25 protein-coding genes, 1 tRNA gene and 3 pseudogenes are annotated in these 22,977 nt (G+C 53.5%); 8 read left to right on the plus strand and 21 right to left on the minus strand.

Annotated features, from left to right (window positions below; translation table 11 throughout):
• Positions 1-85: 85 nt before the first annotated feature.
• Positions 86-1,933, plus strand: a complete 1,848-nt coding sequence (gene rpoD, locus WM95_RS22055) for an RNA polymerase sigma factor RpoD (RefSeq protein ID WP_023309228.1) — start codon at positions 86-88, stop codon at positions 1,931-1,933.
• Positions 1,934-2,464: 531 nt separating this feature from the next.
• Here rpoD and mug read toward each other — a convergent pair.
• Positions 2,465-2,971 (minus strand): G/U mismatch-specific DNA glycosylase, encoded by a 507-nt coding sequence (mug, locus tag WM95_RS22065; RefSeq protein ID WP_024906471.1) that lies wholly within the window; start codon positions 2,969-2,971, stop codon positions 2,465-2,467.
• Between the two features lie 125 nt (positions 2,972-3,096).
• Between mug and WM95_RS22070 the strand changes: the two genes are divergently transcribed.
• A tRNA-Ile gene (locus WM95_RS22070) sits at positions 3,097-3,172 on the plus strand.
• Between the two features lie 161 nt (positions 3,173-3,333).
• On the opposite strand, the gene WM95_RS22075 is transcribed toward WM95_RS22070, so the two are convergent.
• The 6 genes and pseudogenes from WM95_RS22075 to WM95_RS27285 all read right to left on the minus strand — a co-directional run bounded on the left by WM95_RS22075 (position 3,334) and on the right by WM95_RS27285 (position 5,499).
• On the minus strand, positions 3,334-3,675 hold the full coding sequence (locus WM95_RS22075) for a TA system toxin CbtA family protein (RefSeq protein WP_045268641.1): 342 nt from the start codon (positions 3,673-3,675) through the stop codon (positions 3,334-3,336).
• 20 nt (positions 3,676-3,695) lie between these two features.
• Positions 3,696-4,013 (minus strand): type IV toxin-antitoxin system YeeU family antitoxin, encoded by a 318-nt coding sequence (locus WM95_RS22080; protein ID WP_045268640.1) that lies wholly within the window; start codon positions 4,011-4,013, stop codon positions 3,696-3,698.
• A 19-nt stretch (positions 4,014-4,032) separates the two neighbouring features.
• The gene (locus WM95_RS22085; protein WP_007893437.1) at positions 4,033-4,254 is read right to left on the minus strand and encodes a DUF987 domain-containing protein; all 222 of its coding nucleotides are present in this window, start codon (positions 4,252-4,254) and stop codon (positions 4,033-4,035) included.
• Between the two features lie 8 nt (positions 4,255-4,262).
• On the minus strand, positions 4,263-4,739 hold the full coding sequence (locus WM95_RS22090) for a JAB domain-containing protein (protein WP_045268639.1): 477 nt from the start codon (positions 4,737-4,739) through the stop codon (positions 4,263-4,265).
• A 15-nt stretch (positions 4,740-4,754) separates the two neighbouring features.
• Positions 4,755-5,213, minus strand: a complete 459-nt coding sequence (locus tag WM95_RS22095; RefSeq protein ID WP_045268638.1) for an antirestriction protein — start codon at positions 5,211-5,213, stop codon at positions 4,755-4,757.
• A gap of 101 nt (positions 5,214-5,314) precedes the next feature.
• A pseudogene (locus WM95_RS27285) lies at positions 5,315-5,499 on the minus strand (DUF905 family protein).
• Positions 5,500-5,887: 388 nt separating this feature from the next.
• On the opposite strand from WM95_RS27285, the gene WM95_RS22105 reads away from it, so the two are divergent.
• A complete protein-coding gene (locus tag WM95_RS22105) occupies positions 5,888-7,546 on the plus strand; it encodes an ATP-dependent nuclease (RefSeq protein WP_045268637.1) in 1,659 nt (552 codons plus the stop codon).
• Positions 7,539-8,693, plus strand: coding sequence for a UvrD-helicase domain-containing protein (locus WM95_RS22110; protein WP_045268636.1), 1,155 nt, complete (start codon positions 7,539-7,541; stop codon positions 8,691-8,693). Before WM95_RS22105 ends, WM95_RS22110 begins: the two co-directional genes overlap by 8 nt.
• Positions 8,694-8,911: 218 nt before the next feature.
• Here the strand turns inward: WM95_RS22110 and ykfB are convergent, their stop codons facing one another.
• From ykfB to mrkA, 12 genes and pseudogenes are all read right to left on the minus strand, one after another.
• Entirely contained in the window at positions 8,912-9,379 is a 468-nt protein-coding gene (gene ykfB / locus WM95_RS22115) for a protein YkfB (RefSeq protein ID WP_058673476.1), read from the minus strand.
• Between the two features lie 22 nt (positions 9,380-9,401).
• Complete coding sequence (locus WM95_RS22120; protein WP_058673475.1) at positions 9,402-9,845, minus strand: YfjS/YafY family lipoprotein; 444 nt, start codon at positions 9,843-9,845, stop codon at positions 9,402-9,404.
• Entirely contained in the window at positions 9,845-10,081 is a 237-nt protein-coding gene (gene ypjK, locus WM95_RS22125) for a protein YpjK (protein WP_001115854.1), read from the minus strand. Before ypjK ends, WM95_RS22120 begins: the two co-directional genes overlap by 1 nt.
• Before the next feature lie 36 nt (positions 10,082-10,117).
• Positions 10,118-10,819 (minus strand): annotated as a pseudogene (locus WM95_RS22130) (DeoR family transcriptional regulator).
• A gap of 216 nt (positions 10,820-11,035) precedes the next feature.
• On the minus strand, positions 11,036-11,857 hold the full coding sequence (locus WM95_RS22135) for a DUF932 domain-containing protein (RefSeq protein WP_021574424.1): 822 nt from the start codon (positions 11,855-11,857) through the stop codon (positions 11,036-11,038).
• 91 nt (positions 11,858-11,948) lie between these two features.
• On the minus strand, positions 11,949-12,812 hold the full coding sequence (locus tag WM95_RS22140) for a GTPase family protein (RefSeq protein ID WP_001548935.1): 864 nt from the start codon (positions 12,810-12,812) through the stop codon (positions 11,949-11,951).
• 195 nt (positions 12,813-13,007) lie between these two features.
• A protein-coding gene (locus WM95_RS22145; RefSeq protein ID WP_223566646.1) for an IS1-like element IS1B family transposase occupies positions 13,008-13,705 on the minus strand; the annotation gives its coding sequence in 2 pieces (ribosomal slippage) (positions 13,008-13,456 and positions 13,456-13,705; 699 coding nt in all).
• 69 nt (positions 13,706-13,774) lie between these two features.
• Positions 13,775-14,410 (minus strand): type 3 fimbria minor subunit MrkF, encoded by a 636-nt coding sequence (gene mrkF / locus WM95_RS22155; RefSeq protein WP_045270034.1) that lies wholly within the window; start codon positions 14,408-14,410, stop codon positions 13,775-13,777.
• Positions 14,411-14,423: 13 nt separating this feature from the next.
• Positions 14,424-15,419 (minus strand): type 3 fimbria adhesin subunit MrkD, encoded by a 996-nt coding sequence (gene mrkD, locus WM95_RS22160; RefSeq protein WP_045270033.1) that lies wholly within the window; start codon positions 15,417-15,419, stop codon positions 14,424-14,426.
• Positions 15,410-17,896 (minus strand): type 3 fimbria usher protein MrkC, encoded by a 2,487-nt coding sequence (mrkC, locus tag WM95_RS22165; protein WP_045270032.1) that lies wholly within the window; start codon positions 17,894-17,896, stop codon positions 15,410-15,412. The genes mrkD and mrkC overlap by 10 nt, the downstream gene beginning before the upstream one ends.
• Positions 17,897-17,907: 11 nt before the next feature.
• Complete coding sequence (gene mrkB, locus WM95_RS22170; protein ID WP_000820818.1) at positions 17,908-18,609, minus strand: type 3 fimbria chaperone MrkB; 702 nt, start codon at positions 18,607-18,609, stop codon at positions 17,908-17,910.
• A 95-nt stretch (positions 18,610-18,704) separates the two neighbouring features.
• A complete protein-coding gene (gene mrkA, locus WM95_RS22175; RefSeq protein WP_002916128.1) occupies positions 18,705-19,313 on the minus strand; it encodes a type 3 fimbria major subunit MrkA in 609 nt (202 codons plus the stop codon).
• A 321-nt stretch (positions 19,314-19,634) separates the two neighbouring features.
• On the opposite strand from mrkA, the gene WM95_RS22180 reads away from it, so the two are divergent.
• Both WM95_RS22180 and WM95_RS27785 read left to right on the plus strand, forming a co-directional pair.
• A complete protein-coding gene (locus tag WM95_RS22180) occupies positions 19,635-20,615 on the plus strand; it encodes an IS5-like element ISKpn26 family transposase (protein WP_086550188.1) in 981 nt (326 codons plus the stop codon).
• Positions 20,597-20,851, plus strand: a complete 255-nt coding sequence (locus WM95_RS27785) for a hypothetical protein (protein ID WP_305955147.1) — start codon at positions 20,597-20,599, stop codon at positions 20,849-20,851. The genes WM95_RS22180 and WM95_RS27785 overlap by 19 nt, the downstream gene beginning before the upstream one ends.
• Here the strand turns inward: WM95_RS27785 and WM95_RS22185 are convergent.
• Both WM95_RS22185 and WM95_RS22190 read right to left on the minus strand, forming a co-directional pair.
• A pseudogene (locus tag WM95_RS22185) lies at positions 20,753-20,998 on the minus strand (dihydrodipicolinate synthase family protein); the annotation flags it as partial. The gene WM95_RS27785 and the pseudogene WM95_RS22185 sit on opposite strands and share 99 nt — an antisense overlap.
• A gap of 20 nt (positions 20,999-21,018) precedes the next feature.
• Positions 21,019-21,714 (minus strand): B3/B4 domain-containing protein, encoded by a 696-nt coding sequence (locus tag WM95_RS22190; RefSeq protein ID WP_001581469.1) that lies wholly within the window; start codon positions 21,712-21,714, stop codon positions 21,019-21,021.
• 43 nt (positions 21,715-21,757) lie between these two features.
• Here WM95_RS22190 and WM95_RS22195 point away from each other — a divergent pair, with 43 nt between their 5' ends.
• The gene (locus tag WM95_RS22195; RefSeq protein WP_001581470.1) at positions 21,758-22,360 is read left to right on the plus strand and encodes a helix-turn-helix domain-containing protein; all 603 of its coding nucleotides are present in this window, start codon (positions 21,758-21,760) and stop codon (positions 22,358-22,360) included.
• Between the two features lie 62 nt (positions 22,361-22,422).
• Positions 22,423-22,884, plus strand: coding sequence for a GNAT family N-acetyltransferase (locus WM95_RS22200; protein WP_019077728.1), 462 nt, complete (start codon positions 22,423-22,425; stop codon positions 22,882-22,884).
• Positions 22,885-22,977: the final 93 nt, after the last annotated feature.

The following is a 22,977-nucleotide window of genomic DNA, read 5'->3' on the forward strand; positions in this document are numbered from 1 at the left end:
CAAAAATATAAGTACGCCCTCGCTTTAAAGGTTGGCAGCCCCATCGCCGACACCAATCAAACGAATTAAGTGTGGATACCGTCTTATGGAGCAAAACCCGCAGTCACAGCTGAAACTTCTTGTCCAACGTGGTAAGGAGCAAGGCTATCTGACCTATGCCGAGGTCAATGACCATCTGCCGGAAGATATTGTCGATTCAGATCAAATCGAAGATATCATCCAAATGATCAATGACATGGGCATTCAGGTGATGGAAGAAGCACCGGATGCCGATGATCTGTTGCTGGCTGAAACCTCCAACAACACTGACGAAGATGCGGAAGAAGCTGCTGCACAGGTACTGTCCAGCGTGGAATCTGAAATCGGGCGTACCACTGACCCGGTCCGCATGTACATGCGCGAAATGGGTACCGTTGAACTGTTGACCCGCGAAGGCGAAATTGACATCGCAAAACGCATCGAAGACGGGATCAACCAGGTTCAGTGCTCCGTTGCCGAGTACCCGGAAGCGATCACCTATCTGCTGGAGCAGTACGATCGCGTTGAAGCGGAAGAAGCGCGCCTGTCTGATCTGATTACCGGTTTTGTCGACCCGAACGCTGAAGAAGATATGGCTCCTACCGCCACTCACGTCGGTTCTGAACTGTCTCAGGAAGAGATGGATGATGACGAAGACGAAGATGAGGAAGAGAGCGACGACGACACCGCGGACGATGACAACAGCATCGACCCGGAGCTGGCGCGTGAGAAGTTTGCCGAGCTGCGTACCCAGTACGAAGTGACGCGCGACACCATCAAAGCGAAAGGCCGCAGCCATGCCGCCGCTCAGGAAGAGATCCTGAAACTGTCTGAGGTATTCAAACAGTTCCGCCTGGTGCCAAAACAGTTCGACTACCTGGTAAACAGCATGCGCGTGATGATGGATCGCGTACGCACCCAGGAACGCATCATCATGAAGCTGTGCGTTGAGCAGTGCAAAATGCCGAAGAAGAACTTCATCACCCTCTTCACCGGCAACGAAACCAGCGAAACCTGGTTCAACGCGGCTATCGCGATGAACAAGCCGTGGTCTGAAAAACTGCACGACGTGAAGGACGACGTACATCGCGGCCTGCAGAAACTTCATCAGATTGAAGAAGAGACCGGCCTGACCATCGAGCAGGTTAAAGACATCAACCGTCGTATGTCCATCGGTGAAGCGAAAGCCCGCCGTGCGAAGAAAGAGATGGTTGAAGCGAACTTGCGTCTGGTTATCTCTATCGCCAAGAAATACACCAACCGTGGTCTGCAGTTCCTGGATCTGATTCAGGAAGGCAACATCGGTCTGATGAAAGCGGTAGATAAGTTTGAATACCGTCGTGGTTACAAGTTCTCCACCTACGCAACCTGGTGGATCCGTCAGGCTATCACCCGCTCTATCGCGGATCAGGCGCGCACCATCCGTATTCCGGTGCATATGATTGAGACCATCAACAAGCTCAACCGTATCTCCCGCCAGATGCTGCAGGAGATGGGCCGCGAGCCGACGCCGGAAGAGCTGGCCGAGCGCATGCTGATGCCAGAAGACAAGATCCGTAAAGTGCTGAAGATCGCCAAAGAGCCAATCTCCATGGAAACACCAATCGGTGATGATGAAGATTCGCATCTGGGTGATTTCATCGAGGATACCACCCTCGAGCTGCCGCTGGACTCTGCCACCACCGAGAGCCTGCGCGCTGCGACGCACGACGTTCTGGCCGGCCTGACCGCTCGTGAAGCGAAAGTCCTGCGTATGCGTTTCGGTATTGATATGAACACCGACCACACGCTGGAAGAAGTGGGTAAACAGTTCGACGTTACCCGCGAACGTATCCGTCAGATCGAAGCGAAGGCGCTGCGCAAGCTGCGTCATCCAAGCCGCTCTGAAGTGCTGCGTAGCTTCCTGGACGATTAATCGGTCCTGACAGTGAAAAAGCTCCCAATCGGGAGCTTTGTTTTTGTTTATACCCTCTCCCTATGGACTGTGGGCTCCCCAGTAATTTATAAGCAGAAGCAATAACCTTGTTTCAGAACGAGTGAAGACTTTCAGCGATGCTCTGGTCCGGCTGTAAATCGCTGAGGCGTTTCCTGCAGGCCGGGGCGAGGCGCATGGATGCGCCGAGAGGGCGGCTTTACAGGGACGTTACCTCCGCCCGTACCCGATAAGCCGGAAGGAATAAGCCGAGGGCACCGCGAAGCGGCGATTTACCGCCGGGAGCCCGGGTCGCCAGGGTGGTGGCGACTGAGCCACCCTGGCACGTTCACAGGTCATGTCGTGACAGAGTAGCAAGGAACATAAAGTGAACGGAATGACCACCACGGCCGTATATTCCCCTCACCCTAACCCTCTCCCCGGAGGGGCGAGGGGACTGTTCCGTGCTGCCATAACGTTGTAGGGATCCCTCAGTCATGTGGGGAGAGGATGAGGGCATCAGGCCGCAGAGGATTAAAGCCCCCGCACCATCAGCGCCTCATCCAGCTCCCGATACGCCTCTACCAGCTTATCCAGCGTCGCCCTGTTGAGCCCGCTCGGATTTGGCAGCACCCAAACCTGCGTCACGCCAATCATGATGCTCTGCTTACCCCACTTAGCACCGCGCTGGCTAAACGCCTGCTCATAGGCCTGCTTGCCGAGGATCGCCAGCGCGGCCGGCTGATAATCCTCTATCTTCTTGATCAGCTCCCGTCCGCCGCTGCGCAGCTCATGCAGGTTGACCTCGCTCGCCTGTACCGTAGGCCGCTCGACTAGCATGGTTATGCCGCAGCGCGTGTCCAACAGATGCTGTTCCTCTTCGGGCTTGAGTAGCCTGTCGGTAAACCCGGCCTGGTAGATCACCTTCCAGAAGCGATTGCCCGGATGGGCAAAGTGAAAACCGGTGTGCGCCGAGGACTTACCCGGGTTGATTCCGCAGAACACCACCCGCAGGCCTGGGGCCAGAATATCGTTGATCATCTTTACTCCCGCTCGATACATCGTCAGGGAAGTATAAAGGATTGATTATGCATTGTTTATAAAAACAGCAGGCAGGTGTGAATGGCTGGATTGCTGCGGGGAGTTACTTTATAATTCACCGCCACGGCCCCTTAGCTCAGTGGTTAGAGCAGGCGACTCATAATCGCTTGGTCGTTGGTTCAAACCCAACAGGGGCCACCAGATAAAACAAGGAGTTAGATGAGAAATCGTCTAACTCCTTTTTCTTTGGATGCAATTTGGGTCAGGTAATGGGTCAGGTAAGGAATTGCTACCCTGCCCTCTTCATCTCGCTGCCAGCATCCCCGGATAGTGATGAAAGCCAGTAGCACTGCCTGTAATATTCACCGTACCAAATTTTTACGGCTTTGCCGCAACAAGCCAGTTGCCTGCCGTGCTCGCAGAATGTCTACAGCCCGGAGATAAGGGGATTGTTCCTGCCAGCTAAACCCCTTCCTGTCGATACGCACCAGTTCGTATTTTTCCACCAGAAAATTCACGGCATCAGCCAGCGAGATCCCGGCATCGATATGTTCCTGTATAACACGTTCCTTACTGAACGGTGTGTCGTTGAGGGTGAGACCATAGTGCTGTTCCAGCAGGCGTGTCAGTAACATTTTCCAGATAGCCACGGGTGACAGGCAGGGCTTCACCACCCGCAGAGTTGTTGCAGGTAAAGTTTTCATGTTTGCTCTCGTGAAGGTAATTAACGCTGAGTGGGGTAAATGGCGATGTATACGTAGCCGCAACTGCCAAGGGTGTCGGCTTCACAGGTAAAACCGTTGTGGTACAGGGTGACGCAGTGGGCATGTTGGGGGCTGAGTTCACCGGTGGTCAGCATCGATTCCATCTGGCGGATAAAGTGCTGGAATGTGTCATCCAGCTTCAGGCATTCGACGTCACTGAACATACCGGTGATGCTGGCCCGGTCAGCCAGGTAGTGCAGTCGGTTGCCCTCCTGTACCAGACGGGCTCCCAGGCGCGGCGTGATATTCCGCTGCAGGCCCCAGATGATGTGGGTCATGGCGGCTCTCCTTTTATTGTCAGTTCAGGGTGATGCTCATCAGGCAGGTATAGGGCCCGTTACGGTCCTGGCGGCGTTCGGCGTATACCGCGAGGACTCCGGTGATATCCGGAACGTCCCTGCCGGTGTAATGACAGACGCTACCGTGCCACTGATATTTTCCACTGCAGTAGCGAAAGATTCGGGACTCAGGATGCTGGCGGTATATCGTCATTGCCCGGCGTTTACTGATAATTTTCATGTCATACCTCACAGCAGACCGTGTTCTGCGAACGAATAGATTTGCCTGCCGCCGACAATCAGGTGGTCAGGAACGCGGATATCCACCAACTGAAGCACCTGCACCAGTCGCTGCGTGAGGGTTTTATCAGCCAGGCTGGGTGTCGTCTCGCCGGAAGGATGGTTATGCGCCAGTATTACTGCTGCGGCATTGAAGTGCAGAGCACGTTTGACCACTTCCCGGGGATGCACCTCAGTACGGTTAATCGTGCCGGTGAAGAGCGTTTCATGGGCAATCAACTGATTCTGGTTGTCCAGATACAACGCCCGGAACTCTTCCCGCTCAAGTGCGGCCATATGCAGTCTCAGCCATTCACGGACAGCGTGTGAGGAGGTGAAGGCCACCCCGGGTTCATGCAGGTGCCGGTCCAGCGCCCTGAGCGCCCGCTGAATGAGACGCCGGTCCTGTGGCGTCATCTCGCCGGGTAAAAAGGAAAGCTGTTTCATTCGTTGCTCCTTCGGTCAGTCGATGATGCGCAGAATGGCGTGGGCTTCAGGATGCTGCAGGGCATAGTCCCGCAGACGGTAATAGTGCTCCGTCATGGCATCGCATTCGGTACGGCAGGCGTGATGGCTATATTCAATCAGGCAGACAGCAATACCTGCGGCTTCCGCACTCATTTGTGCATCGTTACCGTTCATGCCGTTGAACAGATGCCACTTATCGTCACCTTCAGGCTCTGGGGCCATAAATGCGCCACCGTTACTCAGGGTGCAGAATGACCAGATACCGCCACTGTAGGTCGCACAGAAACGCTCCATCCAGGCAAAAATACGGGGCTCCAGGGTTATCCACTGTGGGATAGTGCCAAAATGCTGAGGCCAGAAATCGATGCGCTGTTCATCGGGAACTGGCGTGACGGTCAGTTCAAATTCGGGTTGGTTAGCGGGTGCGAGATCGTACTGCGTCTGTGTTGTCATGGGTATGTCTCCGTCAATAAAAACGCCAGCGGCGATGGCTGGCGTATGGGGATATAAAGTGTGTTCGGGGAGGTGAAATGTTGCGGGTAAATGCTTCGCGGTCAGCGGGTGGAGTTGCCTGTACGGATGCCAGAGGTGCGGATGTAGCGGTTAAGACCTTCACCAGCATCGGGTTCAAAGTTCCATGCCAGACAACTATCAGATCTTCGGTATCAGTATCTATCAGGCAGATGTGACCGCCTTGGTCGTCTTTAATGTTAAAGTCGGTGATACTGGCAGGAATCAGTAGCCATGCTGCGCAATTAGCTGATACCTACTGTGGTATATCAGCAAGCGATTAGGGAAACGGCTTCAAACTTTCAGCATTGTTCATTACTACTCCTCTGAAAAATAATAAAAAAGCGGCAGAATCGTGAGATTCTGCCGCTAATCGGGTCTATTCAGAGGAATGATATATACCTGAAAACTTTTATAATGCTGATAGACCGTTCTATGCCAAATAGCAGACTTTAAGTTGTCCAAGAACAGCTCTCATATCTTGGCCTATTGATGTAGACCACCCCTTCAGTGCCTGCAGGATTTAAGGGGACAACGAGCCTGCATGTGGACACAGGTATATCGGTGAGTTAATGTCTTTAAGGGGTATCATTTGACAGTATCTTGAGGGAATTAGAGTGCGGGTTAAATCGATTAAGCTTACCAATTTCAAGAAATTCAAAGATGAACATTTTGAATTCAACGATGACGTAAATATCTTTGTAGGTGATAACAACGCCGGTAAAAGTACTATTCTGGAAGCCCTGGAAATCGTACTGAATTACAGCTATCGGGGCCGCCCCTTCAACAGCGAGTTTACGCCAGACATTTTTAATAAGGATGCAGTGCAGCTTTTTTTGGCTTCTGATAAATCGGCCACGCACTTACCTGTCTTGGCAATAGAGGCATTCATTGAGGGGGTTCCTGAATACCGGGGTACAAATAATTTCCTTAAAGCCGATGCTCAAGGGATCACGGTGCTGGTGCGCTTTGATGACACACTCAAGGACGTTTACGCCGACCACTTACTGACAAACCCACACATTACGAGTATCCCGATCGAATTCTACAAGCTGGAATGGCTGGATTTCGGATGGAATCCTGTTAAAGCCGTAGCGAAGAAATTCAGGGCGTTATACATCGACCCAACTCGTATCCACCCCACTCTGGGTAAGAATCAGTACATCTCTACCATACTTAATACCGCTTTAAAGAAAGAGGAACTGGTTAAGCTGACCCTCAATTATCGTGAGAATCAGCAGGTTTTTAACAACTCAGGTGAGGTCAGGACAGTCAACACCGGTCTGGATACGGACCACTTGATCACAGAAAAAAAGCTGTCCATTGCCGCAAGCACTTTACCAGCGGGATCTATTCAGACCAGCCTTCAACTTGAAGTAGATGATGTCCCTTTCCAGTTCATTGGCAAGGGTGAGCAGAGTAATGTGCAGATCAAGCTCGCGATTCAGAACAAGTCGAAGGATATCGATTTGGTGATGATGGAGGAGCCCGAAAATCACCTTTCTCACACTAACCTCAATAAGCTGGTTCACTACATTGAAAATCAGCGGGGAGACAAACAACTCTTCCTTACCACTCACAGCTCGTATGTGCTCAACAAGCTGAGCATTGATAAAATCTGCTTGGTTCAGTCGGGATACAAACGTCTGCATAAGCTTGCCCCTGCAGTGGTCAAAACCTTAAAGCGCTTACCGGGCTATGACACATTGCGCGTGGCACTGTCGCACAAAGTCATCCTTGTCGAGGGACCGTCAGACGAGTTAGTACTCAAGAAGATTTACCACCGCAAGCATAACCGCCTGCCCGAGCAGGATGGTATTGATATCATCGTCGTGCGCGGAGTCGGGTTTGATACGTTCATCTCCGTAGGTATGGAAATTGGTACTCGGATTAACGTCCTCAGAGATAACGATGGCGACTATGATGAAAACGTCGTGAAAGTGCGTGCCGATTATGCGGCCTATCCCAATATCAAACTTATCTCCTCTGCCAAAAATGAGGAGTTTTCGCTTGAACCCGCGATGATATATGCCAATGCAACCGACTTGGTTACGCTGGACGCTTTCGCCAAAGTGGTGTTATCGACACAGACGTTTAACCTCTACGATAAAGTAGTCGACTTAGATAAGCGACGCGACTTTCTGATCGACTGGTTTCGAAGCGTCCAGGGAAACGGTAAGGGCGCTCGCAAGGTCGACTCAGCTATCAAGCTGTTCGATGGCACTCTGAATTTCAGGTATCCACCTTTCCTCGATGAGGTGTTCGACTTTGCCTAATGAATTCTGGATTGCCGGTGCAGGATCAGGAAAAACCCAAAAAGTCATTGAGGATGCCATTGAAGTCATAAAGGCGGGCGGACGCGTATTGGTCGTCACCTACACCATGAACAACCAGGCAGAGCTCCGTTCTCGCTTTGTGGAATTGTACGGCAAACACAGCGATGATTTTGTTGTGAAAGGCCTGTTTTCATTTTACCTAGAAGACTTAGTAAGACCATATCAAACGGCCATGTTTCCAGAGCGAATCACTTCTACAATGTTCACCGAGCATAACCCTCACCTGATACCTGGTACGAGGAAATGGCATCCCAAAAGAGGGGAAAAAATTAATGGGGCGCTGAATCCTCTTCATTATCTGACGCCGTGCAAAACCAAAGCTTACACTGGGCTGCTGGCGAAGCTGGCAACAAGAATCTCCGCTTCAACAAAGAATGCCCCCGCTAGCAGATTGAAAGAGATTTATCAGAGGATCTTTTTTGATGAGGTTCAGGATTTGGTTGGATGGGATTTTGACGTTATCAAAGCACTCAGTAAGGCAATGCATAACTCTATTTGCTGTGTAGGCGATTTTCGTCAAACTATTTACACGACCACGTTCGGCCACAAGGCACCGGAAACACCTGAGCAAAAGATTCAATACTTCAAAGACCTCAATTTTAGTCCGTTCTCGCTGGCGAAGAATCGCAGATGTATCCAGGAAATCTGCGATCTCGCGGATACCATTCATCCCGGTATTTATGAACAAACGCAATCAGAGGTGGGAGAAGTTCCTGCTGAGATGGCCCATCACTGCGGTTGTTTTCTCATAAAACCATCTCAGGTGAACGATTATCTCGATATATTCAAACCTCAAGTTTTGCGATGGTCATCGCCCATGGGAAAAGGCTATTTGCCACCAGGTCTCACCTGTCACACCTTCGGCTCCTGTAAAGGTCTCGGTTTCGACCGCGTACTAATTATTTCACCGGAGAAACATCTCAAGTATCTGGGTGGTGACCTTGGCGTGTTCGATAAAGATAAAACGGAGGAATCTAGAAACAAGCTGTACGTGGCCATTACCCGAGCCCGTTACAGCCTAGCGTTTGTCGTTGAGGAAGAGCATCTTACAAATATAAAGCTGCCGCATTGGGTTAGACCTCTGTAAGTCGATGCTAACGTCTAACCATTTAACTTCCGCTTCACGCTCAATGTAGGCCTTATTGATCTTGATTTATGTCCGATCCGTGCTGTTAGTTTAACGGGTCAAAGCTCATTCTTATAATGTAAAGAATACCGGTCGGGACATTTTCGGGCTCCTGATAAAAGAAAACCCCGGCAGCCTGCTGGCTGTCGGGGGGGGATTTGCTGAGGAAGGAACAGCTATCAGTCGTTACTGCAGTCTCCGGGAGTGGGTAGAACTTTCTCTGCGTTCTTCAGGTCCACAGTGAAAGTCCCCGCTTTACGGTCATTGACGTAAACGTCAAACTGCCCGGCCTCAGAGATATTGCTGATGAAGTCAAACCAGGCGTTATCGCCGTTACGCCAGCCCAGGCTGGACGGAATAATGTACTGCTGGTGATCCATCACTACGGTGATAGTGGTGCCGTCATCGTGCGAACTGACCATCTTGTCATCGGCAAGGGTAAGAAAAACTGAATGCTGATAAAAACCATTCTGGTCCGGGTTCCCTGTGCAGTTGATGGTAAACGTCTTCCCGCTGGCTTCGGTCACACTGTATTCCGTATTGCCCTGACCGTAACCCTGCTGCCAGAACCCCGGGATCGCAGAGGCATTAAAGCTCGCGAGCAGTACACCCGCCAGCATAAATCGACTTAGTGAACGTATTGTCATTCCTGTCTCCTTTGTCGTTGTTTTATTCCTGGTTCTCAGGGTTTGAGGGTATCAGCAGTCGCCCCATCAGTTTGCCGTCATGGGCGTACTCAAAGTATCTTTCTTTGGTATACGGGTCCGTCACCTCCTGGTATTCCAGTTTGATGTTATCGGCAATACACAGCGCATTCATCAGTGGCTGGACGGTTTTTTCCTGCATATCCACGAGGTAGTAGTAACTGCCACCCTCGCAGCCATCGGGCGACTGGCGGGTACGTAAAACCTGCAAGGTGGGACCGGATACGTAGTCAACCTGTGACCATTCTTCGCTGACATCATCCTGGTGGCTAACCACATCACTGAAACGCGGTGGGGTGAGATCCTTAAATTTGCTGATGGCCTTCAGGCCATCACTTCTGTCATCGCAGGCGCTTAGCAACAGCGTGGTGGCAACCAGCGCCAGCAGAGGCAGTGTTTTACGTTTCATTATTTTTTTCCTGAAATGAGACGAACCACTTTGGCAAAGACATAAATGCCCACGAAAATACCCACCGGCACGCCGACGAACGGTGTCAGCGCGACACTGGCGGCCCCTGCTGCACCTCCGCCCGTCAAGAGTGCAGCAACCGTCGCAAGGGTCAGGGCCGTGAGGCTGTCGGACACCCCGGTTTTGTTCAGAATGATGACGATGACAACAATGGCAATAATGGCAATGAATGGCATAGGCTCTCCCTGCGGATGAGTTGAGATAGACCTGCACTATTCCGGTGGGCTGTCGGCCGGAATAAACGCAAGCAGTGACTGCTGGATAAAGCGAAAATGGGGTAAGGCCTGAATAAACACCGGGTCTTCAACCAGACTGCACAGACTGTCGTTGCGGCGAAAAGTCTCTTGCAAGGGCTGAACCAGATGGATTTCATCCAGGGTGAATACGGCGATATGTCCGTCGTGCTCTGCCACCAGATACCAGGCCTGCTGGTGGATGAGTAACCGACAGGGAGCCAGCCGCTCACAGCGCTGCCCCTAGGCAATTAGCGTCACCCGCCTGCGCCCGGTAATGGCCTGAATCAGTCGCCAGAAAGACAATGCGCCTGATGGCGAAGGAGCCGGACTGGCGGGTGCGATTACGCAGGGAGACTCATCGTACATCAGCAGTGCGTTTACCAGACGACGGTCAAAGCCAGGGAAAAGACCGGCCATCCCGCTGCGGTGGGCAAAGATAAGCACGTCGGGCACCATCTGCGTCTCACTGCCCGCAGTGCGTAAGCGGCAATATCCGGACTGATACTCCAGGTCCAGATACATCAGCCGCTCACGAAAATCACGCCGCAGCGTGCGCACCGACACACCAAACTCAGCGGCAAGCTTACGCACACTCAGCGTTTCCCCTGCCACCAGACGGCTGATTATCAGTGACAGCCTGACAGCCAGCCGGTCATGGCGGCGTTCTGCCTGTGTCATGAGACGTTCTCCGTGAAAGTTAACTGACTGAAAATGATGTGATTACTTTAAAGAGGGGGTCGGACAGGGTATGGACACCACAGAAACTATTTTTCATTTCTGCAAAAGCCAGAGGCAGCGGGGGTTACAGGCCTTCCCTCGGTGAGTGAGGACCGTCAGCACGGTGCGATGCGGACAGGTGGTGTCCGATATTAACAAAGCAGCAACATTAAACGGTCACTGCAGTTGCGTGAGCAGGGCTTCCGCCATCACCCACAGTGCCCGGTTAAGTTTCACGTCCCCGTCGATACCGCGAACGGCACGGGTATGTGACCGTCCTCCTTTGGCATTACGGCCACTGAGCCCGCCCTTAATCAGGTTCTCCTGAATACGCTGGTACGTGGTCCACAGGTCATTGCTCTCATCCTGCCAGCGGCGAGGGGAGAGGATCTGCGATTCAGTCACCGGCTGGTGGTCTTCACCAAAGCGGTATGTGAGGGCGGCTTTTGCCAGTGCCTGCTGTGCCGGGGGTGGCAACAGCAACGACTGCATGGCATCCCGTTTCTCCTCCACCCGGTCAAAAATCCCCAGCACCTCATACGCGCCTTCAATCACCTGACTCACCACGTCCCCCTTGTGTGGCACCCGCACCTCGCCAAACGACTCACCGCAGACGAGCCCGTTCTGACAAACCGCACGAAATAAACCCGGCAACATCTGGTACGAACTGGTGCCATCATGGGAGTTGAGCAGGATAATTTCTGGTACCTGTTTACCGGTAATCTGCCCCTCCCGACGAAGGCGTAGCATGTGTTTTGTGTGCTCGCGTCGACCCGGGTCGCGTACCCGGGTCTGACAGGCAAAGAACGGCTGGAAGCCTTCGCGCTGCAGGCTGTCCAGCAGGGATATGGTGGGTATATAGGTATAACGCTCACTACGGGATGCGTGTTTGTCCTCACTGAATACACTGGGCACCACGCGAAACAGCTCTTCGCGGGTTAACGGGCGGTCGCGACGGATAAGATTTGCTGCGCCAAAGCGCGAAGCCAGACGGGTCATAAGCAGACTCCTCATAACGGGAAAACAAATAAAAGGGATCCCCGTCGCATCTGCGACAGGGGCAGGGAAGTAACAGGGATGGGTTAAATACTCAGAAGAAGAAATCCCAGACGGCGCGGGCCACTGACACCACCGTGGTGCGCACGGCCTGAATGACAGCCCGTACCGGGGCGGGTATCAGGGGAAAGGCACTGATGCTATCGAGTACGGCCCCGACGGTTTCACCAAAATCGCTACGAGCCTGTTCCCGGACTACCGTCGTGCGAAAGGAAGACTGGAGTTGCGACACCACCGGGCTGGTGGCCTCACGTGGCAGGCACTTAATCATTCGCTCGGCCATCACCCGCAGTCCCCACTGAAGACGGACCGACACGGCACACACCGGATGTACGGGCTGGAACAGCTCATGCAGCAGACAGATTTTACGGCTGATATTCTGCTTCTGCGCCGTGGACAACGGTCCCCCACCGCTGGTGGGTTCGGCCTTATCCGACTGGCTGATAACAAACAGCACCTTATGCCGGTATACCTCTCCAATCACCTGATGATAAAAATGTTCATCCACCGCCAGCGCCCGGTCATCGGCCTTAATCAGCCACAGAACCAGGTCGAGCCGGGGGAGTTGTTCGCGGTACATCGCAGCATACTCGGTATCGCGAGCACCACTTTCGCCCACGCCGGGCAGGTCCACCAGCGTCATATAGCGGTCGCCGACTTGCAGGCGAAAGCGCAGTGGCTCACGGGTACATGCAGCCACATCGCTGACCGGTGATATATCTCCGGCAAACAGGGCATTGCACAGACTGCTCTTCCCAACACCGGTTTTACCCATAATGCCGATCACTGGCTCGTAGCGGGTTAACTGATTTATCTGCTGCAATATACGTTCAGACACCCACTGTGGCAGACCAGCGAGCGATTGCTGAAACGGCTTCAATCCTTCAGAATTGTTCATTACTACTCCTCTGAAAAATAATACAAAAACGGCAGAATCGTGAGATTCCACCGTTAATCTGGTATGTTCAGAGTGATGATATATATCTGAAAATTATTAACTTGATCTACTTTTTGTCTTTTTTACGTGATGAAACAGCCTGCTGCCAAGCATGCTTCATTTTCTGAATAAAGAAATATTGGTAATGACTCCAACTTATTGATAGTGTTTTATGTTCAGATGATGCCCGATGACTTTGTCATGCAGCTCCACCGATTTTGAGAACGACAGCGACTTCCGTCCCAGCCGTGCCAGGTGCTGCCTCAGATTCAGGTTATGCCGCTCAATTCGCTGAGTGTAACGCTTGCTGATTACGTGCAGCTTTCCCTTCAGGCGGGATTCATACAGCGGCCAGCCATCCGTCATCCATATCACCACGTCAAAGGGTGACAGCAGGCTCATAAGACGCCCCAGCGTCGCCATAGTGCGTTCACCGAATACGTGCGCAACAACCGTCTTCCGGAGCCTGTCATACGCGTAAAACAGCCAGCGCTGGCGCGATTTAGCCCCGACGTATCCCCACTGTTCGTCCATTTCCGCGCAGACGATGACGTCACTGCCCGGCTGTATGCGCGAGGTTACCGACTGCGGCCTGAGTTTTTTAAATGGCGGAAAATCGTGTTGAGGCCAACGCCCATAATGCGGGCGGTTGCCCGGCATCCAACGCCATTCATGGCCATATCAATGATTTTCTGGTGCGTACCGGGTTGAGAAGCGGTGTAAGTGAACTGCAGTTGCCATGTTTTACGGCAGTGAGAGCAGAGATAGCGCTGATGTCCGGCAGTGCTTTTGCCGTTACGCACCACCCCGTCAGTAGCTGAACAGGAGGGACAGCTGATAGAAACAGAAGCCACTGGAGCACCTCAAAAACACCATCATACACTAAATCAGTAAGTTGGCACCATTACCCTTTTTAACGTCACTTAATTATAAACTAATTCCCACGTTGCCCAGCTGGTAATTGGCCCGCTGGTGGCGCTTTTCGGCGTCGGCGAAACGTAGCCCACATAATAGGTGAACAGACCGCCGCTGACCGCGCTTTCCTGCAAATGCACCTGATTTTGCTGCGGGTCCGCAGGGACAATTTTATTACTCTTATCCAGCGTATTATTATCATTGGTCGACAGCGCCAGATAAATATTCTGCGCTCCGTCTGGCAAGGTATTGGCCAGATAGCCCGCGTTCTCATTGCCGACCGCCGTCAGTAAAAAACCGTCGACCCAGCGAACGCTGACCCGCCGCACCTCGTCCTGCGAGGCGGCGCCGCCGTCATGACGCAGCTGGCAGTTTGACAGCGCCAGGGTAAAAGGCTGCGGCTTCATAAACGCGCCGGCCCCGCGATCGTGCACTTCCGCCAGGCTGACCGGCGCCAGCCAGACGTTGCCGCTGCCGGCATGCTGGCCGCCATTGAGCGCGACGCTGCAGGAAATATCCGTCACCCGCCCGGCAAAATCGCCCCGTCCGCGATCATAATTGGTCTCGAAACCCCACGCCGAGGGGGCAGCGAGGCTGCCGCAGAGCAGCAGCCACGCGATAGTATGTTTCGGCAATCCCTTCATTCCCCCTCCCGTATTAATCGTACGTCAGGTTAAAGATCATATGCGACTCCACCTCGCCGGTGCTGGTCGTCGGGCCATACTGATAAAAGCGCGCGTGCAGCGGGATGGTGATGTAGCGGGTCTCCTGATTATTCAAGCGGCCAACGGTATATTTCTTATTAAACTGCAGCGGGGATCCATCCTTCAGCACCTGGATGCCGACGCCTTTCGCCATCCCGCTGCCGGCCTTTTCATTCAGCAAGGCGCCCATAGTGGCGGTGGTACTGGTCGCCAGGGTGCCGGAAAAAGAGGTGCTGATGTTGGCGTATCCCGTTTCACTCAGGCCGCCGCTGCACTGCAGATCGATATTAAAATCCTTCCCGCCCGCGGTGGTGCCCACCCCTTTCAGGTCAGTGCGTCTGATGGCGCCCACATCAACATTCATATTTTTCCCGCTCAGTACCGAACAGGAGGGCAAGACCACGGTGATCGCATTGGCGCTCAGATAGGTTTCGAGGATCGGGTTGCCGCCGCTCTCCCAGTCATAGGAGGTGTATTTTCCCGCCGCGAGGGTGCCGCTGCCGGTGGTTGCCGCGGTTTTGATAATCTCCAGCGTAAAACGTGACCCTTCAAGGGAATAGTTGGTGGTGTTATACACCCGGGACGAATAGACGTCGGGATAGACGATATTCACCGTCGCGCCGCCGCGGCTGAAACGCATACCAATCCCCGGCACGTTGGTGGAATAAATTTTATTCCCAAGATCGGTGGCCCCTGGCGAGACGATCTTCGCCGCGAAGCGGTTGGTGCCGGAGGTACAGCGATAGCTCGCCCCGCCCGGGGCGCTCATCGTCCAGTCGCGGGTGAGGATCACCGAGCCCACCGGCAGATCCGGGGGCACCACCACCCTGCCCACCACCATGTCCAGCATCACCGTTGGCCAAGAGAGACGCGTACAGACGGCCCAGGACGAGGTGGTGCCCAGCGCCATTAAGACGATAAAAAGCGTCAGTAATTTCCTCAGCGACATACGCTATCCTTTGTTGTTTGCTGTCCCAGATCCACCGAACACTGCCCGCCGCTCCACTTCACAATCGCGCGTTTGGCGTTCGCATCGCTGATGAACATCATGCTGCCCTGACCGACGACGCCGATCTCCTTGCCGTCGGGGGAGAAAATACTCGCCGCGAACGGCAGCGGCTCATGGTTCGCCTGGCGCGCCTGCAGGGTGAGGTTGTTCTGCACCGTGGTGCCGAACGCCACCTTAACCACGCTGCCTTCCCACGGCACAACCTGCGCCACGGTGCGATCGAAGGCCACATCGTCATGGCTGCCTTTCGGGTCGATCTCGACGGCGTTGATCCGGTACGGGCGCAGATACGGCAGGATGGCGTAACCGTTGCTGTCCACGCGGGTGCCCGGCGATCCCGGGAGCATGGCGCCGGCCGCGTCTTTGGCTTCAATCAGCGCCATCGTCGAGCCGCTTTCCGGCGAGAGCACCACGCCGCCGCTGTGGGCGATCATCGTCCCGCTGGCGCCAATGCCGCTCTGACGATACCCTTCGCCCTGGCTGTAGCTGCCGTTGAGGGTGGTCCATGGCGTACGGTAACTGCCGTTGAGCGCCACATCGTGCTGACCGCCGGTGGCGGTGGTGGTCGACACGCCGTAGTTAAGGTTGTTTTCACTGTCCAGCGAACCGTTGATGCCAATCTGCGAGCTGGCAAAGCGCGAGTTGTTGAACGAGGTGTTCGACGTCAGGTTGGCGGTGCGGTTATCGCCAAACCACAGCGGGTAGCTGAAGTTGAGTGAAATGCGATCGTCGCGGCGATGGCCGGAGCTGTCCGGGGTATAGACGCGCTGGGCGCTCGCCGACCAGGAGAGACGACCAAACGAATTGTTGTAGCTGACCTGATACTGCTTCTCGGTCCCGGAGCGGTTCCAGTAATCGGAAATACGACCGCTGAGATAAAACCCGCCCCAGCCGTCCGGCAGGTTCTGGTTCACCGTGAAGGTCATGCCGTTTTTTTGCCGCCACAGCGTATAGTTGCTGCGGCTGTTTTTTTCCTGATCGACGGCGTACAGCGCATCGTTGAGGTTGTAATAACCTTTCGTCGAGTAGCGATACGCCGCCAGCACGATGCTGGTCTGGGTATCGGTGAACATGCGGTTAAAGGTGGCGCGATAGCTCTTCCCCGAGTCATCATGGGTATCGCTCTTCAGCCGCGAATGGGTGACGTCAAAAGAGAGCGCGCCGATCCCGGTGTTCATCCCGGTGCCCACCAGGAAGGCCTGATAGTCGTCAAAGCCGGTGACCCCGGTGTAGCCGGTCAGCAGGTTATTGATCCCGTGCTGCCAGGTCGCCTGATAGAGCATCGGCTTGTTGCGTAGCCCGCTGTCGTCCACTTTACCGGCGGAGAGCGCGTAGCGGGTCATGCCCGGACGCAGCAGCTGAGCAACGGAGGCGTAAGGCACGCTGAACACTTCCACCGAGCCATCCGCCTCTTTTACCGAGACTTCAAGATCGCTGCCATAGCCGGATGGATAGACATCCTGCAGGGTAAACGGCCCCGGCGGAACCGTGGTCTGATAGATAATGTTGCTGCCCTGACGCACGGTGACGAGGGCGTTGCTCTGCGCCACGCCGCGAATTTCCGGGGCATAGGAGCGCATGCCGTCCGGGAACATATTGTCATCAGTGGCGAGGTTGACCCCACGCAGACCGATGGTGTCGAAAAATTCGCCATTGGTAAAAATCTGACCACCGCTGACGAGGGAGTTGATCTGCGGGATCGGCCGCTGGAGATAGGTCTGGTTGCTGTTCCAGTGCGCTTTGCCCTGCTGCTGCTGCCAGTTCAGATTACCGATATGCTTCAGCAGCCAGCCGTCCCACGACAGACCGGCGTTGACGCCAAGGTAGGCGCTGCTGTTATCCGACCCGCCGACCGAAGAGGTGTGGCTGTTCCAGGCGTTGGCCATCCAGCCAAGATTAAGCGCGGTAATGCCTTTGTCCCAGAACTCCGGGCTGACATAGTTTTTCAGGCGTTGATCTTCATAGATCTGCGGTACCGAAATGTTCAACCGCAGGGAGGACTGGACCAGGTTGTCTTTGACGTTTTCTTCGTTGCGCCAGGATTTGAGGCTACCGCAGTAGCCCTCCTGCTCGCTCAGCTGCGGATTGAGCTTTTCCGCCGCGATGCCATATTGGGCCAGCATCGCTTTGGTGTAGCAGACGCCCAGCCGACCATCTTTATCGCGCGCGATGCGTAAATCGTAGCGCCCTTTCCACTCGTCGTTGGTGTAGACGTCAAGGGAGTAAGTGCCTTCGGTAATCGCGCTGGTCGAAAAGCGCGACAGATCGACCTTTTCGCGACTGCCGACAATAAAGCCGTCGTTAAACTGATATACCGTTCCCGGGTTTTCCTGTCCGCTGGAAAATGGCGGAAAGCAGCACAGCGCGATGGCGATCGCGGTGCTTAATCTTCCCGGGCAGAATGACCTCTGCTTCATTAGCTTTTCCCTTATTTAACGGCCACTTTCACTGCGACATCGGCGCCATAGTCATTAATGTTGTTAACGGTCAGGGTTTCGCCGCGGTTGACGGCGGAGGAGAGCGCCACCGTCTGGCTGGACTGCGGCGCCAGCATCACGGTTTTGCTGTTCAGGGCTTTACCGCCGTCGCGGGAAATACGGCTGACGGTAATGTAGAACGGCGTCGGGTTGTTGATGGCGAGACTACTGCCGCTGGCGGTCAGGGTCAGCTTCTCGGCCGCCGCATCGCGGTTGCCCAGTCCGGCAGGACGATAAATAAATTTAAAGCGCGAACGGATCGCCAGCTGCAGCACGTTCTGGCCTTCATTTTTCTGATTGGCCACCACCGGCGGAATTTCCAGCAGATTCAGCCACCACAGCGTCTCTTTATCTTTCGCCAGACCGGCGCTGCTGCCGAGCTTAATACGCAGCGTCTGGCCGCTCTTGGCGTCAACGCGCGAAATCGGCGGGGTGATAATAAACGGGGTGGTAATGGTATCCGGTGTGGCATCGGCATCGCCGTTATCCAGCCAGGCCTGCGCCAGCGCCGGACGGTCGGCGTTATTTGAAAGCTGTACCGTTATTTCTTTTTCATTTCCTGGATAAATAAAGCGGGTACCGTTAACAATAATATTGTTGGCATGGGCCGCAAAACTAAAAATGAAACAGAAAAAAAGGGCAATACGCTTCATGCTGACCTCAGAATAAAAATACAAGCGGCGGACATTGCCGCTTTATTATTGTTATTAACTGCCCCATCGCGGGGCAGTTTTATTTTCTGACGGAATTACTGGTAAGTAATTTCGTAAGTCGCGTAGCTGTTAACCACACCGGTGGTTACCGTGGTCGGCGCGCTGGTGGCGTAGCCTACGTAGTAGGTGAAACGCGCGCCATCAGCGACAGCGGAAGCGTCGCCTTTCGCTTTCGGCTGAGTGCTGTCACCCGGGATGATTTTGTTGGTCAGCGCGGTAGCGTTGTCAGTAGACAGCACCAGCTGGATGTTCTGAGCACCGGAAGCTTCGGTGTTCGCCAGGTAGCCCTGTTGTTTGCTGGTTGCGCCAGCCAGCAGGTTACCGCCGGTCCAGTTCACGCCCAGTTTGCTTACGTCATCCTGTTTAGTGCCATCAGCCGCCTGGCAGTTAGAGACGTCAATGGTGAAAGATTTCGGTTTCAGGTAAGTATCCGCTGCTGCCGCTTTAACTTCAGTCAGGGTTACCGGAGACAGGTAAACGTTCGCATCGCTGCCCTGGCCGTTAACGGAAACAGTACAGGATACATCGGTAACTTTACCGAAGAAATTAACCTGGCCGCCGCCAACAGTGGTATCAGCTGCATGGGCAGCAGTCATGCCAAAAAACGCGGTTGCCATTGCTGCAGAGAGAAGAACCTTTTTCATTGCTATTTCCTTGTCAGAGTGAATTACGAATCCATGAGCACACTGTGAATTCGCATAGAACCATAAACATCAGGCGATGCTGATTTATGCCACTGCTAATAGAATCTTCGACTGACCGGGATCCGCAATATTTAAGGCGTCAGGTAACGAACCTAAAAATATAAGTTCGCTGGTGCTATCGGCGTCAAAGAATGCTATTTATTCGCCGACAAATATACATTTTTTCGGTGATGCTTCCAACCTAATGATTTAGGGAAGGTGCGAACAAGTTCCTGATATGAGATCATCATATTCATCCGGAGCGCATCCCAGAGGGACATCATGAGCCATCAACTCACCTTCGCCGATAGTGAATTCAGCACTAAGCGCCGTCAGACCCGAAAAGAGATTTTCCTCTCCCGCATGGAGCAGATTCTGCCATGGCAGAATATGACCGCTGTCATCGAGCCGTTTTATCCCAAGGCGGGCAATGGCCGACGGCCCTATCCGCTGGAGACCATGCTGCGTATTCACTGCATGCAGCATTGGTACAACCTGAGCGACGGTGCCATGGAAGATGCCCTGTACGAAATCGCCTCCATGCGCCTGTTTGCCCGATTATCCCTGGATAGCGCCCTGCCGGATCGCACCACCATCATGAATTTCCGCCACCTGCTCGAGCAGCATCAACTGGCCCGTCAATTGTTCAAGACCATCAATCGCTGGCTGGCCGAAGCAGGCGTCATGATGACCCAAGGCACTTTGGTGGATGCCACCATCATTGAGGCACCCAGCTCTACCAAGAACAAAGAGCAGCAACGCGATCCGGAGATGCATCAGACCAAGAAAGGCAATCAGTGGCACTTTGGCATGAAGGCCCACATTGGTGTCGATGCCAAGAGTGGCCTGACCCACAGCCTGGTCACCACCGCGGCCAACGAGCATGACCTCAATCAGCTGGGTAATCTGCTTCATGGAGAGGAGCAATTTGTCTCAGCCGATGCCGGCTACCAAGGAGCGCCACAGCGCGAGGAGCTGGCCGAGGTGGATGTGGACTGGCTGATCGCCGGGCGTCCCGGCAGGGTAAAAACCTTGAAGCAGCATCCGCGCAAGAACAAAACGGCCATCAACATCGAATACATGAAAGCCAGCATCCGTGCCAGGGTGGAGCACCCGTTTCGCATCATCAAGCGGCAGTTCGGCTTCGTGAAAGCCAGATACAAGGGGCTGCTGAAAAACGATAACCAACTGGCGATGTTATTCACCCTGGCCAACCTGTTTCGGGTGGACCAAATGATACGTCAGTGGGAGAGATCTCAGTAAAAACCGGAAATAACGCCAGAAATGGTGGAAAAAATAGCCTAAATAGGCTGATTCGATGTGTTTGCGGGAAAAAAATCGGCCCAGATCCGCGAAATTTTAATCAGCGAGTCAGCTTGGGAAGAAATGACCTACTTATTCGCACCTTCCCTGACTGCCCCCACACACACCATAACAGGGATATCCCCAGCAACCTGTTTTGCCAGAGTCGCGACACGTTTGCGCTGCTCCGGGGTTAGATAGGCGTAGCTACCGGTAGACCCCAGAATACCCATTGAATCCACCCGTGCCGTCGTAAGGCGGGCCAAAATATTATTGAATCCCTTTTCATCGACGCCGTTGGCGGTAACAGGGGTCATTGGGAAAGCAGACAAGCCGGTGAACATGGTGTTTCTCCTCAATGGTATTACGGTTGTTGCTCTTCAATGAGAGTTACGTCAACCCGCAGACCTGGCATCATTGCTTCGAGGCCATCGGTCAGCATCTTCCCGGCTTCGTGAAGTTTTTCCAGTGGCATTTGCGGCAGACTCTCCAGAATAAACCACATGTGCTGTGCTTCCACATCTAAGCGGGTTCTGACTCCTTGTCGCCAGTTCCAGCGACGGCAGGTCACACCGGCATCATCACGCCAGATAACTTCACCTTGCGAAGGATATTCAACGGCGATTTCACCCTCTTTTACCGTATCAAACGGCTCAGTGCCTGTTGCCACAACGAGGCGTGGTAGCCCCTGATAGGCAGCAATGTTCTCGCCCCCCACCGGCACGGCGTAGCGAAGGCTAACGGCATTATAGAGATCAACGATGGGGTCAAGTGCTGGCATCGCGCCGTCACGTAATACACGCTTACGTAACGCATCAGCTGAACAAGGGGTGCGTTTAGGCTTAGCGCCAAACGTCTGAAAAATCTCAGCCCATGCAGCTAAATGCGATTCTGCCCACTCAGGCTCACCGACAAGAACCGCTTCACAAGCTTCTCTCAGCGCTGTTTCACCAATATCAGGGTTCAGCACCGGCGCAGCGTTTACATAGATACTGAGTGCCCGGAAACCGGGTGCAATACGATAAATTTCAGGGGCAATTGACGGAGATACTGTTAACACGGAATAATCCTGTAATGACCAATTTAAATCATGATAATGACCAATGACTAAAAAAGTCAATTTAATGACCGATGCTGGTTCGATTGCCAGCACAGTAAATGAAGCTGTATCTCAGCGGATTAAGCTGTATCGCAAACAAAAAAAAATCTCCCTTGATGAACTCTCCCGCCGGGCGGGCGTCAGCAAGGGTGCACTGGTTGAAATTGAGGGGTGCCGGGCAAATCCCAGTATTGCTCTGTTGTGCCGCCTGGCCGTCGCGATGGGGGTTTCGGTGGCAGACTTTGTGGATGTCAGTTCGAAACCAACGGTGCATCTCATCGCTGAAGAGGAAATCCCCGAATTATGGCAAGGCGAAAAAGGCGGACGAGCCAGACTGCTTGCAGGATCAGGTGGCCCTGATATGACCGAGATGTGGATGTGGGAAATGCAACCGGGGGAAAAGTTTGCTTCCCCCGGCCACACAGATGGAACGCTTGAATTGTTTTACGTCCAGGAAGGCACACTCACACTGGGTGTACAAGATCACCTGTATCAAGTGAACACCAACTGTTCGGCAACCGCGAGAACAGACGTTGCGCATTGCTATGAAAACCGAGGAGCGAGCCCATTGGTGTTCATCATGACGGTACATGAGAAATCATCCTGAGAGTTACCCAACATACCGTTCGGTCCTGTCTCGTCACATATTCGTTTACAAGGAGTTAATCAGTGGATAACCCGCATCTCAGTTTTACTAAAGACCTGTTTACGGTCACAACCGATCCCGCCTTTTTTGAGCTGGAAGCCATTCATGATTACCTTTCGCAATCGTCCTGGGCTCCTGGTATTGATATAGAAACGGTCAGTGTATCTATCCAGAACAGCCTTTGTTTTGGCCTACTGGATGGCACAAGACAGATCGGTTTCGCCCGTCTGGTGACAGACTTTGCCACTTTTGGTTATTTGTGCGACGTCTACGTGCTGAACGACTATCAGAAAAGTGGCCTCGGTCGTTGGTTGATTGAATGCTGTCACGCCCATCCATTGATGTCACGCCTGCGACGGATAATGCTGGTCACTGACAGCGCCCCTTGGCTATACCAGAAAATGGGGTATCTCCCGTTGAACCGACCAGACTTTGTCTGGCAGATCAACCGACCAGACATGTATCGTAAAACCGAAGGTAAATGAAGACTGTTTGGAGAGTAATATAGACTGTCAATCCGTAGGGCTGAGCATCTGCTGCGGAATAATTTGGCATATTCGCGAGACAACGTTGAGACG

It is taken from the genome of Enterobacter cloacae complex sp. ECNIH7 (assembly GCF_002208095.1).
GTDB lineage: Bacteria > Pseudomonadota > Gammaproteobacteria > Enterobacterales > Enterobacteriaceae > Enterobacter > Enterobacter cloacae_M.